The following is a 15,027-nucleotide window of genomic DNA, read 5'->3' as shown; positions in this document are numbered from 1 at the left end:
CTTTGAAAATCGGGGTGAGCTGCCAACTGTTACAGGCCGTAGCTGATCGGCGATGAACAGGTGGAAACCAGGAGGCAGCATGCGTGCAGGACGTCTGACCGTGACCGTCGCGGCCATTCTCGTGGTCATCGGCGGGACAACGGCTTACGTCGTCACCGCGGCCACCGACGCCAAGCAGTCGGGTGGTACCGAACAGGTGACTCAGGCCAAGGTCGGTGATCTTCTCTTCGTCGATCTCGCCGGCGGCCAGAACCGGGTCGAGAAGCTCGCCGACGGCGGCGCCCGCACCCAGACGGAACTCGCCTGCCAGCGGTTTTACGCCGCAGCGGGTACCAGCGTGTGCCTCAAGCTCTCCGGTCCCGGCCCGACCTACGCGGCCGAGGTGAGCCGCGACGGCAAGCCGATCAAGACCGTTCCGCTGCCGGGCATCCCGAGCCGCGCGAAGGTCTCGCAGTCCGGGAACGTGGTGTCCTGGACGAGTTTCGTCACCGGCGACTCGTACTCGGTGCCCGGCGGCTTCTCGACCCGCACCGGCTACTTCGACGTGCGCACCGGCGAGACCGTCGAGTCGCTCGAACACTTCGCCGCCACTGTGGAGGGTGCTCCGCTCACCGCGAGTGACGTCAACTACTGGGGTCTGACGGTGGGGTCCAACGACCTGACCTTCTACGCGACGCTCGCCAGCGGCGGTTACACGTGGCTGGTGAAGGGCGATCTGGTGAGCAAGTCCGTGACGTCGTTGCGCCGTGACGCGGAATGCCCGTCGCTGTCGCCGGACGGTACGAAGGTCGCGTACAAGAAGCGCATCGGCCGCCTCGGGCCGTGGGACCTCGCGGTGCTCGACCTCGCGACGAACACCGAGAAGCGGCTGCCCGGCACGGCCGGCATCGACGACCAGGCGACGTGGCTCACCGGCACGGAACTCGCGTTCGCCGCGGTGCCCAAGGACGCCAAGCTGCCCGCGGTTCACGTGGTGCCCGCCGACGGATCGCAGGACGCCAGGGTGCTCATCCAGGACGCCACGTCGCCGTCTCCCGTCACGTAGCGAGTTCGCGGCGGAGCACCTTTTCCAGCTCATGTCCTGCCGCATCCCAAGAACGTCCCTCCACACTGGACGCGGCCGCACGGGCGACCGCGTCGAAGTCCGGCGATGTGACCACTTCGGACAAAGCACGCGCCAGTGAGTGCGGGGTGGGTGTCGCGTACCGGACGTGGTCGTTGTCCAGGACTACGCGGTTGAAGTGCGCGTCGTTCACCACGGGGATGCATCCGGCCGCGAGCATCTCGTGCGGCACGAGGGACACGTTGGTCATCGACAGCGACAACCCGGCGAAACAACGGTTGTAGATGGCGTTGAGGTCGTCGGGCGTGACCAGGCCGTGGTCGTGGAACTGCGGCCCGAGCTGCCCGATCTTCTCGCCGTAGACGTGGATCTTGAGGTCCGGGTGCTTCTCGGCGAAGACCTCCAGCGCGAGCACGCCGAGCTCGAACGCCCTGCGCGGTGCCTTGCGCCGGGCGTAGAAGACGATGCCGTCGCGCTTCTCGTCGCCGAGCCTGTACCGGTCGGCGTCGCAGCCGAAGTCGAAGTAGTCCGCCGGCATGCCGTGCTCGTCGCGGACCTTGTCGGCGAGGAAGCGTCCGGCGGTGAAGCCGTGCATGCCCATCCGGTACGTGTTCTCCGCCAGCGCGTAAAGGCCGCCGGACGGGTAGAACCACGGTTCGTAGTCCTGCACGAGGTAGAACCTCTTGCCCGCGCAAGGATCGTTGAACGCCGGGTACGCGGTGATCCACGCCGTCGAGAAGACGGCGTGCGCGTCGGCCATGCCGTCCGTCACGTCGTGGATCGAGCCCCGGAAGAACGGGAACGCTTCCCTGACACCGGGTTCGAGGTCGGCGACGGTGTTGCCGAACGTGTCGTACAGGTAGAGCCGGCACTCGTGCCCGAGCGACTCCAGGTGCCGGATGAGCCGGAACATGGTGGTGTGGCCGCCGGAGCCCCTGGACGGGGGAGTGGTGACCCAGTTGATCACGAGCTTGCCGTCCTGGGGGATCGGCGGGATCACCACGGGCTTGCGCTGCTCGACGTCGGCCCTGCGGACGTCGTCCAGGCGCACGGGCAGTTCTTCGCCCTCGGCACCGAGTCTGCGGGTCGCGGCGGTGAGCAGGCGGACGCCGAGCTGCTTCGCGCCCTGCTCGCGGACGATCTTCGTGACCTGCCTCAGTCGCCTCACGCGTCGGCCCTCTTCTTCAGCACCGCAAGGATCTCGTGTCTCATCGGGAACACCACGAGCAGGTAGGCGAGGCACGACAGCGCGCCGCCGACGAGGATCTGCAGCAGTTCGCTGTCGATCATGTTCCGGACAACGAGCACGACCGCGACCATCAGCACACCGCCGAGGAACGGCCGCAGCAGCCTGGTGCCGAGCGCGCCGGCCCGGATGCCGTAGGGCTTGAACGTGACGAGGTACGCGGGCGTGATGATCAGGACCGCGACGATCACGTGGGCCGCCGCGACGCCCCGGATGCCGTCGAGGTGCGCGCCCAGCGCCAGCAGCGGCACCAGCGCGCCCAGCCAGACGACGTGGATCACGAGGATCGCTCGCGAGCGGCCGGCCGAGGCGAGGAAGTCGTAGCCGAGTTCGAGGGCGACCCTGACCGCGCCGAGCAGCACCAGCAACGCGAGCGCCGTCGCCGCGGGGGACCAGCGCTCGCCGTAGACGACGCGGATCAGCGGTTCGGCCAGGGCGGCCAGCAGCACGCACGCGGGTACCGTGACGAGCGCCAGCAGGCCCAGCGCGCGGCCGAACGCCTTCTGGAACAGCTCGGGATCCTCGCGGACCTTGGAGAAGGCGGCCAGCGACACGCTTCTGACCGGGGCGCTGAACGCCGCCACCGGCCAGCTCGCGAGGTTGAACGCCAGCAGGTAGAAGCCGAGCTGGACGGTGCCGAGCATCGCGCCGGCGACGATGTAGTCGACGTTCATCACGCCGAAGATCAGCAGGCTCGATCCGGCCAGCGGCAGGCCGAACGCGAGCAGTTCCTTGGCCTGGACCGGATTCCAGCCGGGCCGGAACCGCTCCTTGGTGAGCCAGAACATGATGATCGCCGCGGAGACGTTCTGCGCGATCCGCTGCCACGCGAGGCTCCACGCGCCGAAGCCCATGAGCGCCAGCACGACCGCGACGGCCGTGCCCGCCACGAACGCGGCGGTGTCGGCGTAGAACTTGTGGTCCTGCCGGAAGTTGCGCTGCATCATCGCGCCGGGCACCGCGGTCGCGCCCGCGACGATCAGGGCGATCGACATGAGCTGGATGACCCCGGCGGCCTCCGGCGCGTCCATGGCGTTGGAGAACCACGGCGCGCCGACCGCGCAGATCAACGCCAGCAGCGTGCCGGACGCGAGCGACAGGGTCGTGACGGTCGGCGCCATCTCGTCGATGGGGCCGTTGTGACGGACCAGGGCGGCGCTGACACCGAGTTCGGACACGCTCAGCACGATGTTGAGCACGACCAGGGCGACCGCGAAGACACCGAACTGCTCGGGCGCGATCAGGCGCGCGAGCAGGACGCTGATGCCGACCGCGGCGAGTCGTTGCAGCAGTGAGTTGATGGCGCTCCAGCGGATCGCCGAGGAGACCTTGCCTTCGAGCCGGCCGGTGTCCGTGCTCACCACTCGCCCCGCCACTTCCAGCGCTGCGTGCCGATCCACAGCTTCGCGCGCTTGACGGCGTGGGGTGCGAGGAACAACTGAGTGCGGCTCAGGAAACGCGGGCTGAACTTCTTGCGCCGCTGCAACGCTTTGTACTCCGGCAACTCTTCGAGCCGCGGGTAGGTCTCGCGGGCGAAGTCGAGGAGTTCCTGCTCGGTGCCGTCGAGCTGGTCGCGGTCGTGCAGCCGGACCGCGCGCCACAGCGCGTCGGCCGCGATCGCTTTGTGCGCCAGCGTCTTCAGTCGCGCCGGCAGGCTCGGGTTCTGCTCCAGCACCAGGTCGAACACGTCACGGCGTTGCTCCAGGTCGGCGAACACCGACTTGAACGTCGTGCGCATCATGGAGTTCTCGTGCACCCGGTAGTACGCGCCGGGCTTGCCGCTGACGTACCCGATGTCGGACACCGCGGCGATGCGCAGCCACATCTCCAGATCACCCGCGTGGGGGAGGTCCGAGCGGTAGCCGCCGACCTTCTGCTGGATCTTGGTGCGCACCACGACCTCCGGCGAGGAGATCACGTTGCGGCTGCTGCGGAAGCGGTTCTCGATCCAGTCCTCGCCGCGCCAGACCTTCGAGCTGGTCGGAAGCTGAGTGACCCTCGGCAACGCGTCGTGGTCGCTGTAGTAGACGACGCGGCCGTAGACCATGCCCACTTCGGGGTTCTGCTCGAAGACCTCGGCGGCGCGCTGGAGTGCTCCCGGCGCCAGCAGGTCGTCCGCGGACAGCAGCACCGTGTAGTCGGCGCTCGCCCAGTCCAGCAGACCCTCGTTGTAGGTGGCGATGTGTCCCTTGTTCACCTCGTGCCGGTAGCCCTCGACGCGCTTGTCGGCGGCCATCAGCTCGGCCATCACCTCGGGGGTGTTGTCCGATGACGTGTCGTCGATCACAAGCACCCGCACGTCCACGCCTGGCTGGTCCAGGACGCTGCGGACGCAGGCCGGTAGGAAGTGGGCGTAGTTGTAACAGGGGATCACGACGTCCACTGTGGGAAGCGTTGGCACAACCTCACTATCGGTGTGGATGCGCATTCGTTAGCCCCGCAACGTTTTGGGCCCATCAGGCGATGTAGGGATGACCGGAGTAAGGGGAGTCATGGCCGACCACGTCATCCTGACGCGCTTCAACCTGCCTTCAAAGGGTGCCGAAAGTTACGTCCGGGCAAAGGAAGGGTGGCTGACCGAACGCGTTGCGCTGTTCGAGCGCTACTGCCTGCCATCGGTGCTCGCGCAGACGGACGAACGGACGCGTTGGCTCATCTATTTCGACCCCGAATCACCGCAATGGCTCAAGGACAAAATCGCCTCACACGGTGACGCGTACACGCCCGTCTACCGTCCGGAAGTGTCGCGGGAAGAACTGAGATCGGACATCCGGTCGCTTTACGGTCAGGTCGGCTCCGAGCTCATCACCACGAACCTCGACAACGACGACGGTCTCGCCGTCGACTTCGTGGAACGCCTCTGCGCCGCTCCCCGCCCCACCACGACCGCCGCGTACTACCTGGTCAACGGCCTGATCAAGTCGCCGGGCGGCCTGTACCACCGGGTCGACCGGCACAACGCGTTCGTCTCGGTGCGGGAGTCCTGGGACGAGCCGGTCACGTGCTGGGCGCACTGGCACAACCACATGCACCTGCACTTCCCCGTCGTGGAACTGGACGGGGCGCCGGGCTGGCTGCAGGTCGTGCACGGCGGCAACGTGTCGAACCGCACACGCGGCCGGCTGGTCTCGCCCGAGCCGTACAAGGCGTCGTTCGGGGACTCGCTGGACGACGTGGCGGCGCCGGGCTCGCTCGCCGTGGCGCAGGACCGGCTGGTGGACCAGCCGGTGCGGTTCATGCGCGACTCCGGACGCGTGGCCGCGAAGAACGCGGCCATGAAGGTGCTCGGCAAGGGTGGCTTCGAGAAGATCAAGCAGAAGCTGGCTGCTCGCGGTTGATTCCGTAAGCAGCGATGAGCGTCACGGTGAGTGCTCCTAGCGCCACCGTGATGCTCGTTCCGAAGCTGGAGTACTGCAGCAGCAGTCCGAACGCGACGGACGAAACGAGACGGCCCAGCGCCTGCCCGGTCTGCACGACGGAAAGCCCGGAGGCCCGCAGTGACTCCGGCGCCGACTCGCTCACCTTGGCCGACAGCACGCCGTCCGTGGCCGCGTAGAACAGGCCGTGCAGCAGCAGAGCCGCGATCGCGACCCCCATGCCGCCCTCGGGGATGAACAGCAGCGCGTACACGCCGAGCAGCAGTCCGTGGCCGGCGAGGAACATCCGCCAGCGCCCGATCTTGTCGGACAGCCTGCCGAGCGGCGCGGCGGCGGCCAGGAACACGACGGCGGTGCCGAGCGGCAGCAGCGGCAAGTAGCCGAGCGAGATGTTCGTGGCCTTCTGCACCAGGACGTAGACGAACGCGTCCGACACCGTCGCGAGGCCCAGCATCCCGGCCGAGATGGTCGTGCGGCGGAAGTGCTTGTCGGTGAGCAGGTTGAGCCCCGCCCGGAACGACGGCCGCGGCCCCTTCGGCTTCTCGGTGGCCGGCTTCTCCCGCACGAACGAGACGAGCACGATCAGGCCGATGACCGCGAACGCCGCGGACACCGCGAAGATCGGCCCCGGCACCATCCCGATCTGTGTGAGCAGCAGGAACGTGATGAGCGGGCCCAGAAGCGCGCCGAACGTGTCCATGCTCCGGTGCACGCCGAACGCCGCGCCGAGCCGATCCTCCGGCGTGGCCAGGGAGATCATCGCGTCGCGCGGCGCGGTCCGGATGCCCTTGCCCGCCCGGTCCGCCGCCATCAACGCGCCGATCCCGAACGGGGAGGCGCCGACCAGCGGGAAGAACACCTTGGTGAGCGCCGAGAGCCCGTAGCCCGCGGCCGCGACGGCCTTGGGTCTGCGGAACTTGTCCGAGACGCTGCCGCCGACGAGGCGCAGCAGGGCCGTGGCACCGGTGTAGATGCCGTCCAGCAGGCCGAACTGCGCGTAGCCGAGGTGCAGCGTGAAGAGCAGGTACACCGGCAGGAACGCGGTGATCATCTCGGCGGAGACGTCGGTCAGCAGGCTGACCGTGCCGAGCGCGAACACCGTGCCCGGCAACCGCTTGCGGAAGTCCGTCTTGGACGGACGGGAGGAGGCGACGTACATCGGGTCACCCACCTGCCCCGGAAACGAAATCCCTGTTCATGGACCGTCCTACCAGCTGAGCGTTTGGTGCCACACCTCGAGGGACAGCAGCGTCCAGATGCGCGGCTGCTCGTTGCGGTCACCGGAATCGTGGTCGTCGAGCAGTGAGCGCACGGCCGCTCGGTCGAAGGTCTTGCCCACGAAGGACGTGGGCCCGGTCAGCAGGTCGTAGGCCATGTCCCGCAGGCCGTCGCGGAACCAGGCGTCGAGCGGCACCTTGAAGCCCGACTTCGGCCGGTCGACGATGTCGGCCGGCAGGTGCTGGCGCGCCACCTCCTTCACGACCCACTTGGTCGTGCCGCCGCGCACCTTCACGTTGCTGGGCAGCGAGAACGCCAGCTCGGCGACGCGGTGGTCGAGGAACGGAGGCCTGAGCTCCAGCGAGGCGGCCATCGACATGCGGTCGCCGCGCTCGAGGAGGTTGTCCGCGAGCCAGGTGTGCGAGTCGGCGTACAGCATGCGCCGCAACGCGTCCCCGCGCCCGTTCTCGTACGGGGCCAGCACGGACCGGGTGGCGGGACCGCCCAGCAACGCTGCCCGTTCGGACACCGTGAAGGGCGCGAACCAGCCGCGCATGCGTTCGGCGTAGGAGGGCTCGGCGATGGCGCGCAGGGCGATGCCCAGCCGTGCCTTGGAGGCCGGCAGCACCTTCTCCAGGCGCTTCAGCGCGAACGACGGCGCGGCGGCGGCCAGGCGGGTGGCCTGGGCGAAGCGGTACTTCGGGTAGCCGCCGAACAGTTCGTCGCTGCCCTCGCCGGACAGCACGACCTTCACGTCCCTGCGGGCCAGTTCGGCCAGCCGAAACACGGCCACGTCGGCCGGTTCGGACAGCGGCGCGTCGCGGTGCCAGGAGAGCTTGGCCCAGCTGTCGCGGAAGTCGTCGGCCGTGACGATCACGTTGTGGTGGCGGCTGCCGACGAGCTTGGCGACCTTCTCGGCGTGGTGGATCTCGTCCACGCGCGGGTCGCCGAAGCCCGCGGAGAACGTGTGCAGCTCCGCGTCACCCCGTTCCCGCGCCACCAGAGCCGTGATGAGCGAGGAATCCACGCCGCCGGACAGGTAGGCGCCGACCGGCACGTCCGCGACCAGAGCGTCGCGCACGGACGCCGTCAGCGCCTCGTCCACGAGCCGCACGGCCTCCTCGGGGGTGACCTGCCTGATCTCCGACTCGCGCGGCAGTTCCCAGTACGCCTCGGTCCGCACCTCGCCGTTCGCCTTCACGACCAGGTGGTGGCCCTGCGGCACTTTCCGGACGCCGCGGACCAGCGTGTACGGCGCGGGCACCGAGCGGTGCGCCAGGTAGTCGTGCAGCGACTCGTGGTCGACCTCGGCCGCGCCGATCGCGGGCAGCAGCGCCTTGATCTCGGACGCGAACGCGAACATCTTCGAGTCCGCGTAGTAGTACAGCGGCAGGATGCCGAGCCGGTCGCGGAACAGGTGCGTGTCGCCGGTGTGGGCGTCGTGGATCGCGTAGGCGAACTGGCCGCGCAGCTGGGCGACGGCGGCCGGTCCGTGCTGCTCGTACAGCGCCAGCAGGACCTCGGTGTCGCCGTTCGTGCGGAACGGGTAGCTCAGGGTCTCGCGCAGCTGCCGGTAGTTCAGGATCTCGCCGTTGAACGCGATCTGCGTGGTGCCGGACGCGCCCGCCATCGGCTGCGGCGAGCCGGCCAGGTCGATGATCGACAACCGGGTGTGCGCGAAGCCGATCGAGCCGTCCGACCAGAAGCCGCTGTCGTCGGGGCCGCGGTGGTGCAGCCGCTTCGCCATCTCGGCGAGCAGCTCACGGGAGACGGGAGCGCCGTCGAACCGTCTGATGCCTGCGATACCGCACACGTCTAGCGCTCCCCAGAAAAGGATTTTTCAGAGATCTGCATGAGCTCGCGGGCACGGGAGTCCCAGGAGGCGGTGAGCACGGCCGCACGGCGTTCGGCGGGGGTCTTCAGGCCGCCGTCCTTGAGCGTGAGCCGGATCTGGTCGATGAAGTCGGCCTCGCCCTGGGCGATCCGGATGACGTCGCCGTACCGCTCGACCTCGGGGAAGTCCGTCGACACGACGGCCAGGCCCAGGGCCAGGTACTCCTTCATCTTGATCGGGTTCGCGTGCTTGATCCAGTCGTTGTCCAGCCACGGCATCAGCGCCACGTCGAAGCCCGAGCCGTAGCCGGGGATCTGGTCGTAGGACCGGAAGTCCAGCCAGTGAACGTTCGGGTACTTGTCGTAGCGCTCCATCGAGCAGGTCGCGTCACCGATCAGCACGACCGACGCCTCGGGGAACTCCTGCGCGACCTTCTCGATCAGGTCGAAGTCGACGAGGTAGTCGTCGAGGCTGCCGAAGAACCCGATGCGCGGCCCGGGAACGCTCGCGATGTCCGCGGGCAGTTCGGTGCGGCGGGTGAAGTGGTCGACGTCCACGCCGTGGTCGAGGAAGTGCGCCCGGTCACCGGTCAGCGCGGACTCCTCCTCCTGGAGGGCTCGCGACACGTAGAGCACGGAGTCCGAATTGGACAGCAGCTGGTTCTCCAGCCCGGCGATGGTGCCCTGGTCGGCCTCGGGGAACGCCGAGTGCCGGTCGGAGCGGTTGAACACCAGGCCCTTGGTCTTCATGGGCTTCACGACGTCCCACGCGGTGGGGATCGTGGCGACCACGACGGGCGTGCCCATCCGGAGGAAGAAGCACACGGCCTTGACCTGCGCGCGGACGAGGACCGAGTTCAGCTTGCGCAGCCACGGCTTGCCGTAGAACGGCAGGGGAGCGGGCGTCATCACGTAGAAGTTCGGCGTCTCGGGGATCGGCTGGCGGACCAGCATCGCGACGCTCTTGGCCTTACGGAAGATCCGGCGCAGGAACTGCGTGCTCTTGCCGGGCGACGGCATCCGCAGGCCGATGCTGTTGACCAGCAACACCTTGCGGTGCTTCGCGACGCGGCGCAGCAGCTGGAAGTCCGAGTGGGCGCGGTTGTGGTACCACCAGTCCTGCGCCGAGAAGCACAGGTAGCTCGGGCCCTCGGAGGCCACTTCCTCCGGCCAGCGGCGCATGCGGAAAAGCCCCTTCAACGCGGTGCGGTGCTTCGGCGAACGCGCGCGAAGCCCTTCGTTCACGACCATGGCGAGCCACATGAACAGCGCGGCGAACCGGCCGTGCAGCTCGCGGTGCAGGCGGACCTTGTTCTGCGTGAGCATCGACCACAGCCGGGCGTTCGTGGAGACCTCGCCGCCGATGTGGGTGGCCGTCGCGCGCGGCTCGAACCAGACGCCGCCGGCGCGCAGCATGTAGTCGGTTTCCTCCGAATAGAGGAAGTAGCGTTCGTCCAAAAGGCCGTGTCGCTCGATGACTTCCCGCTTGATCAGCCACGCGCAGCCCGTCGCCCAGTCGGCGGCGTGCGCGCCCTGGTACGCCACGGTGTTGGTGACCGTCTCGCCCAGGCCGATCCGCCCGGCGCGGCCGCCACCGATGAGGGCTTCCGCGAACGCTCCGGCGGCGCGCGGCTTGCGGCGCAGCGAGTGGGAAAGCTCACCGGAATCGTCCACCAGGCGCGGCACGACGATCGGCCGGTCGGCGGCGCGGAGTGTCTCCACGGCTCCGGGGTGCAACCGGATGTCGGCGTTCAGGACGAGAACGTCGTAACCCTCGGCGGCTTTGATGCCCGCATTCACACCGGCCGCGAATCCCGCATTAACCGGGTTTCGCACGATTTGCACGCCTGGCCGAGTGGCGGAGGCCACAGTGCCGTCGGTGGAAGCGTTGTCGACGACGATCACTTTCACACCGTCGGGCAACGAGTTCAGGCATCCCTCGATGACCTGTTCGCTCTGGTACGTGACGATGACCACCGCGACAGGTGACCGCTCCACAACCGCTCCTCGCTTTGGGGCCTCTGCGCGCTACATCGAGTGTTTTGCAACCTCCGTTACGAGATTCGCGCCATGTGTAACCGTTTTGCCCTCCAAAACGAGAACCAGAGCGTGACGTCATCGCCTCACGTGTTGATCATCGTGCAGAACCTCCCCGTGCCGCTGGACCGGCGGGTGTGGCTGGAATGCCGCGCCCTGACCGCCGCCGGGTACGAGGTTTCGGTGATCTGCCCCAAGGGTCCGGGTGACCCCGCCTACCAACTCCTCGACGGAGTGCACCTGTACAAGTACGCTCCGCCGCCCCAGGCCGAAGGCGCGCTGGGCTACGCGTGGGAGTTCCTGTACTGCTGGGTGCGCACGGCGTTGCTGAGCGTGAAGGTGCGTGCCCGCAGGCGGTTCGACGTCATGCAGGCGTGCAACCCGCCGGACACGTACTGGGCGCTCGCGCTGCTGTGGCGGCTCGGTGGCGTGAAGTTCGTCTTCGACCACCACGACCTCAACCCCGAGGTGTTCCTGTCTCGTTTCGGTGAGCCCAAGGGTTTCGCGGGCAAGCTGCAGTACCGGATCCTGAAGTGGCTGGAGCGCCGGACGTTCCGCACGGCCAACCGGGTGACGTCGACCAACACCTCGTACCAGAAGATCGCGTGGACGCGGGGCAACGTGCCGCCCGAGCACACCACCGTCGTGCGCTCCGGCCCGGACACCACCGTGATGCGGCCTGTCGAGGGCGTGGACGAACTCCGACGCGGCGGCAAACACTTGGTTGCCTATCTCGGAATCATGGGACCGCAGGACGGCGTCGACGGCGTCCTGGAAGTCGCACGGAGAGTTGTTTTCGACCGCGGGCGCACCGACGTCCGCTTCGCGCTGCTGGGCTTCGGCGACTGCCTCGAAGACCTGAAGAAGCAGGCCACGGCCTGGGGACTCGATCCGTACGTGGAGTTCACCGGACGGGTTGGGCCCGAACAGATCACCCGTTACCTGTCGACTTCGTCCGTCGGACTGGGCCCGGATCCGTTGTCGCCTTTGAACGACGTGTCCACTATGAACAAGACCATGGAGTACATGGCCTACGCGCTGCCGGTCGTCACGTACCGGTTGCAGGAGACCGTGGTGTCCGCCGGCGAGTGCGCCGTGCTGGTCGAACCGGGTGACGTCGAGGCGTTCACGACGTCGCTGCTCGACCTGCTCGACGACGCGGAACGCCGTGCGCGCCTCGGCTTCGAGGGCCGTCGCCGCTGTGAGGCCGTGCTCGACTGGCGCCCGCAGGCCGAGAACTACGTGGCCGTGTTCGACGGGCTCACCGGCTTCGCCTCGCGCGGCCCGTTCCCCGACGGCAGGCCCGAGCTCGGTGCCGGCACTGACCAGTGGGGCAACAAGATGATCGACGTGAGCGACGACGCCGTGCTCCGCGCGTTCGCCGTGACCCGAACGGGAGAATGATGTTCGTCAGAAGGATCGCTGTCGTCGGCACCGGCTACGTCGGTCTGACCACGGGTGCCTGTCTCGCCTCGCTGGGTCACCGCGTGGTGTGCGCGGACGTCGACGCCTCGAAGGTCGAGCGGCTTTCGCGCGGTGAGGTCGACATCCTCGAACCGCGCCTCGCCGAGCTGGTCGCCGAGGGTTTGGCTTCCGGTCGCCTCACGTTCGTACTGGGCGCGTCGGCCGCGGTGGCCGACGCCGAGGTCGTGTTCCTGTGCGTGCCGACGCCCATGGGTGTCGGCGGCATCGCGGACCTGGCCGCGGTCGAGTCCGTTGTGGACGAGACGCGCGACCTGCTGCCGTCCGGAACGGTGATCGTCAACAAGTCCACGGTGCCGGTCGGAACCTCGATCCGCACCGCCGAACTGCTGCGCCGCGACGACGTCGCCGTCGTCTCGAACCCCGAGTTCCTGCGCGAGGGCTCGGCCGTGCACGACTTCCTGAACCCCGACCGCATCGTCGTCGGCTGCGACCAGCAGGACGCGGCCGAGCGCGTGGCCGCCCTGTACGCACGCCTCGGCGCGCCCACGGTGCTGACCGACGCGGCCTCGGCCGAGATGGTCAAGTACGCGGCGAACTGCTTCCTGGCGATGAAGCTCTCGTACGTCAACGCGGTCGCGGAGCTGTGCGAGCGGCTCGGCGCGAACATCACCGACGTCACCGAGGGCATGGGCTACGACAAGCGCATCGGTCAGGCGTTCCTCAACCCCGGCCCCGGCTGGGGCGGCTCGTGCCTGCCCAAGGACACGCACGCGATGCTCCAGGTCGCGGACGCCGCCGACTTCGAGTTCCGCCTGCTGCGCGCCACGATCGACACCAACGAGCGCCAGCGCCAGCGGATGGTCGAGAAGGTTCGCCTCGCCGTCACCGGCAAGCGCGGCGGCTCGCTGTCGCACGTGCGGCTGGGCCTGCTGGGCCTGACGTTCAAGGCAGGCACGGACGACCTGCGCGACTCCCCGGCCCTCGCGGTGGCGGCGTTGCTGAAGCAGGCGGGAGCCGAGCTCGTCGGCTACGACCCCGCTCTGGCCGGCGGCACGGACCTCGGCCCGGTGTCCGTTGTGGACGATCCGTACCTGGCGGCGAAGGACGTCGACGCCCTGGTCGTGCTGACCGAGTGGCCGGAGTTCAGGTCCTTGGACTGGGCGCGTCTGGCCGAGACCGTGCGGCAGCCCGTCGTCGTCGACACGCGGAACCTGCTGGACCCGGACGTTCTTCGCCGTGCCGGCCTGACCTGCACGTCACTGGGGCGCCGCTAGTCCACTTGAGACTGTCCATTTAGCTCAATGGTGTGACAGGGCGAGCGAGCTTGTCGTGCTAGCGCTTTGATTCCCGGCAACACCCGGTGGGACTGGCCCACCGGGGTTGGTCGGGGAGGTTCTCGCCGTGGCTGGACTCATGGACATGGTCAACGGAATCGTGCACCAGGCTTCTGGCCTGCTGGCTCAGGCGAGCGACCTCGCGAGCAGCCTGCTGTCCGCACTCCCGCTCTAGTCTCGAAGGGGCGTTCGTCTTCACGGCGAACGCCCCTCGGCATTTCACCAGCGCGGCAGATCCGGCCCGTGGTGCGTGATGCCGGCGAACAGATCGGTCTCCGGCAGCGGCGCGCCGGTCGTGTCGATCGCGCGGATGTACGACTCGGCCGCGAACCGTTGCTGCGCCGTCAGCTTCCCGATGAGCGACTGGCTCTCGTAGCAGTACAGCGCCTTGCGCTTCACGTCGGCGACCGCGGAAGTGTCGACTGTGGTCGTGGCGAGGCTGTCGTGGGCCTCCAGGTACAGCTTCGCCGGGATCCCGGTCTCCTTGACCGCGTGCTGCGCGACCCGCGCGGCGTGGACGTGATCGCGGTGCTGATGTGGATTGTGGTGGTCGTGCGTCACGACCACCTGCGGCCGGAAGTGTTCGATGAGCGCGGCCACCCGTCCCGCGGCGGTCTCGACCGGGATCGAGCAGAACGCGCCGGGCGGTACCTCACCGGTCTCGCCGGAGTCGTGATACCCCAACAGTTCCAGGTCTGTGATGCCGAGCACATCGCACGCGGCGTTGAGCTGCGCCCGTCTGCGCGCCGCCACCGCCTGCGGGTGGTGGTTCAGCTCGCCGGGCTTGATGCCGCCGGGCATGTCACCCAGCTCGCCACTGGTACAGGTGACGAGGACGATCCGGACACCCTGACGGGCGTAGTGGGCCAGGATTCCTCCGGTCGACCGCGACTCGTCGTCGGGGTGAGCGTGGACGGCCAGCAAGGTTCTCGGTCCATCGAACTGCACGCGGGGAAGTTACCCCGAAACTATTGTCTTGCCGGTGACCGACTTGCCGTCCGGCCTGAAGCCGCACGAACTAGCACAGCACCTGCTCGGGCAGATCGAACGCGGGCACGCGTACGCCCGTTCCCGCAAGCAGCGGTTCAGGTGGAAGTCCGTAACTGTCCGACTGACCACTTTGGTGCTTTCGGCGGTGTCGACGATCATCCTCGGCCTGCAGAACCTGGACCCCTGGACGGGAACGGCGTTCTCGCTGGTGGCGGTGGTGACCGTGGTGTCCGCTTTGGAGCCGTTCTTCGCGTGGCGCTCGCTCTGGGTGCTGATGGAGGAGGCCAGCTACAAGTTCCACCGGCTGGAGGACGACCTCGCCTACTACGTGGCGTCCACACCGGCCGCCGAAGTGGACCCCGAGCGGGTGCGGGAGATGTTCGAGCGCTACCAGGAGATCTGGGACTCGCTCAGCGGGCGCTGGCTGAAGTTCCGCGACAACGGCTGAGCGGGTGCCGCGGCCGGTAGTGTCGATCTCCGCTGTCCGAGGATCAGGGGGTTTCT

Annotated in this window: 12 protein-coding genes; 5 read left to right on the top strand and 7 right to left on the bottom strand. The window is 68.2% G+C overall.

What is annotated here, in order from left to right; translation table 11 throughout:
• The first annotated feature begins 79 nt into the window (after positions 1 to 79).
• A complete protein-coding gene (locus ACH413_RS09955; RefSeq protein ID WP_360030439.1) occupies positions 80 to 1,045 on the top strand; it encodes a hypothetical protein in 966 nt (321 codons plus the stop codon).
• Here the strand turns inward: ACH413_RS09955 and ACH413_RS09950 are convergent.
• The 3 genes from ACH413_RS09950 to ACH413_RS09940 are packed head-to-tail and all read right to left on the bottom strand — an operon-like array spanning position 1,038 to position 4,692.
• Positions 1,038 to 2,231: a glycosyltransferase family 1 protein gene (locus ACH413_RS09950; RefSeq protein WP_360030437.1), complete on the bottom strand. Its 1,194-nt coding sequence runs from the start codon at positions 2,229 to 2,231 to the stop codon at positions 1,038 to 1,040. The genes ACH413_RS09955 and ACH413_RS09950 overlap by 8 nt on opposite strands.
• Positions 2,228 to 3,670 carry a lipopolysaccharide biosynthesis protein gene (locus ACH413_RS09945; protein ID WP_360030435.1) on the bottom strand — a complete coding sequence of 481 codons (1,443 nt, stop codon included), beginning with the start codon at positions 3,668 to 3,670 and terminating at the stop codon, positions 2,228 to 2,230. Before ACH413_RS09945 ends, ACH413_RS09950 begins: the two co-directional genes overlap by 4 nt.
• Positions 3,667 to 4,692, bottom strand: coding sequence for a glycosyltransferase (locus ACH413_RS09940; RefSeq protein WP_360030433.1), 1,026 nt, complete (start codon positions 4,690 to 4,692; stop codon positions 3,667 to 3,669). The genes ACH413_RS09945 and ACH413_RS09940 overlap by 4 nt, the downstream gene beginning before the upstream one ends.
• A 109-nt stretch (positions 4,693 to 4,801) precedes the next feature.
• Here ACH413_RS09940 and ACH413_RS09935 point away from each other — a divergent pair, with 109 nt between their 5' ends.
• Positions 4,802 to 5,647, top strand: a complete 846-nt coding sequence (locus ACH413_RS09935; protein ID WP_360030431.1) for a glycosyltransferase — start codon at positions 4,802 to 4,804, stop codon at positions 5,645 to 5,647.
• Here the strand turns inward: ACH413_RS09935 and ACH413_RS09930 are convergent.
• Genes ACH413_RS09930 through ACH413_RS09920 form a run of 3 tightly spaced genes read right to left on the bottom strand, consistent with a single transcriptional unit; the run spans position 5,619 to position 10,735 of the window.
• Entirely contained in the window at positions 5,619 to 6,845 is a 1,227-nt protein-coding gene (locus tag ACH413_RS09930; RefSeq protein ID WP_360030429.1) for an MFS transporter, read from the bottom strand. The two genes, ACH413_RS09935 and ACH413_RS09930, sit on opposite strands and share 29 nt — an antisense overlap.
• Positions 6,846 to 6,893: 48 nt before the next feature.
• Positions 6,894 to 8,717 carry an asparagine synthase (glutamine-hydrolyzing) gene (gene asnB, locus ACH413_RS09925; protein ID WP_360030427.1) on the bottom strand — a complete coding sequence of 608 codons (1,824 nt, stop codon included), beginning with the start codon at positions 8,715 to 8,717 and terminating at the stop codon, positions 6,894 to 6,896.
• Positions 8,718 to 8,719: 2 nt separating this feature from the next.
• A complete protein-coding gene (locus tag ACH413_RS09920; protein WP_360030425.1) occupies positions 8,720 to 10,735 on the bottom strand; it encodes a glycosyltransferase in 2,016 nt (671 codons plus the stop codon).
• 111 nt (positions 10,736 to 10,846) lie between these two features.
• Here ACH413_RS09920 and ACH413_RS09915 point away from each other — a divergent pair, with 111 nt between their 5' ends.
• Both ACH413_RS09915 and ACH413_RS09910 read left to right on the top strand, forming a co-directional pair.
• A complete protein-coding gene (locus ACH413_RS09915) occupies positions 10,847 to 12,178 on the top strand; it encodes a glycosyltransferase family 4 protein (protein ID WP_360030423.1) in 1,332 nt (443 codons plus the stop codon).
• Positions 12,178 to 13,473 (top strand): UDP-glucose/GDP-mannose dehydrogenase family protein, encoded by a 1,296-nt coding sequence (locus tag ACH413_RS09910; protein WP_360030421.1) that lies wholly within the window; start codon positions 12,178 to 12,180, stop codon positions 13,471 to 13,473. The genes ACH413_RS09915 and ACH413_RS09910 overlap by 1 nt, the downstream gene beginning before the upstream one ends.
• Positions 13,474 to 13,752: 279 nt before the next feature.
• Here the strand turns inward: ACH413_RS09910 and ACH413_RS09905 are convergent, their stop codons facing one another.
• A complete protein-coding gene (locus ACH413_RS09905) occupies positions 13,753 to 14,481 on the bottom strand; it encodes a PIG-L deacetylase family protein (RefSeq protein ID WP_360030419.1) in 729 nt (242 codons plus the stop codon).
• Positions 14,482 to 14,515: 34 nt separating this feature from the next.
• Here ACH413_RS09905 and ACH413_RS09900 point away from each other — a divergent pair, with 34 nt between their 5' ends.
• Complete coding sequence (locus ACH413_RS09900) at positions 14,516 to 14,971, top strand: SLATT domain-containing protein (RefSeq protein ID WP_360030418.1); 456 nt, start codon at positions 14,516 to 14,518, stop codon at positions 14,969 to 14,971.
• Positions 14,972 to 15,027: the final 56 nt, after the last annotated feature.

This window comes from Lentzea sp. NPDC020367, assembly GCF_044387305.1.
Lineage (GTDB): Bacteria > Actinomycetota > Actinomycetes > Mycobacteriales > Pseudonocardiaceae > Lentzea.
The sequence above is the reverse complement of the archived record's forward strand: the minus strand, read 5'-3'. Positions and strand labels throughout refer to the sequence as shown.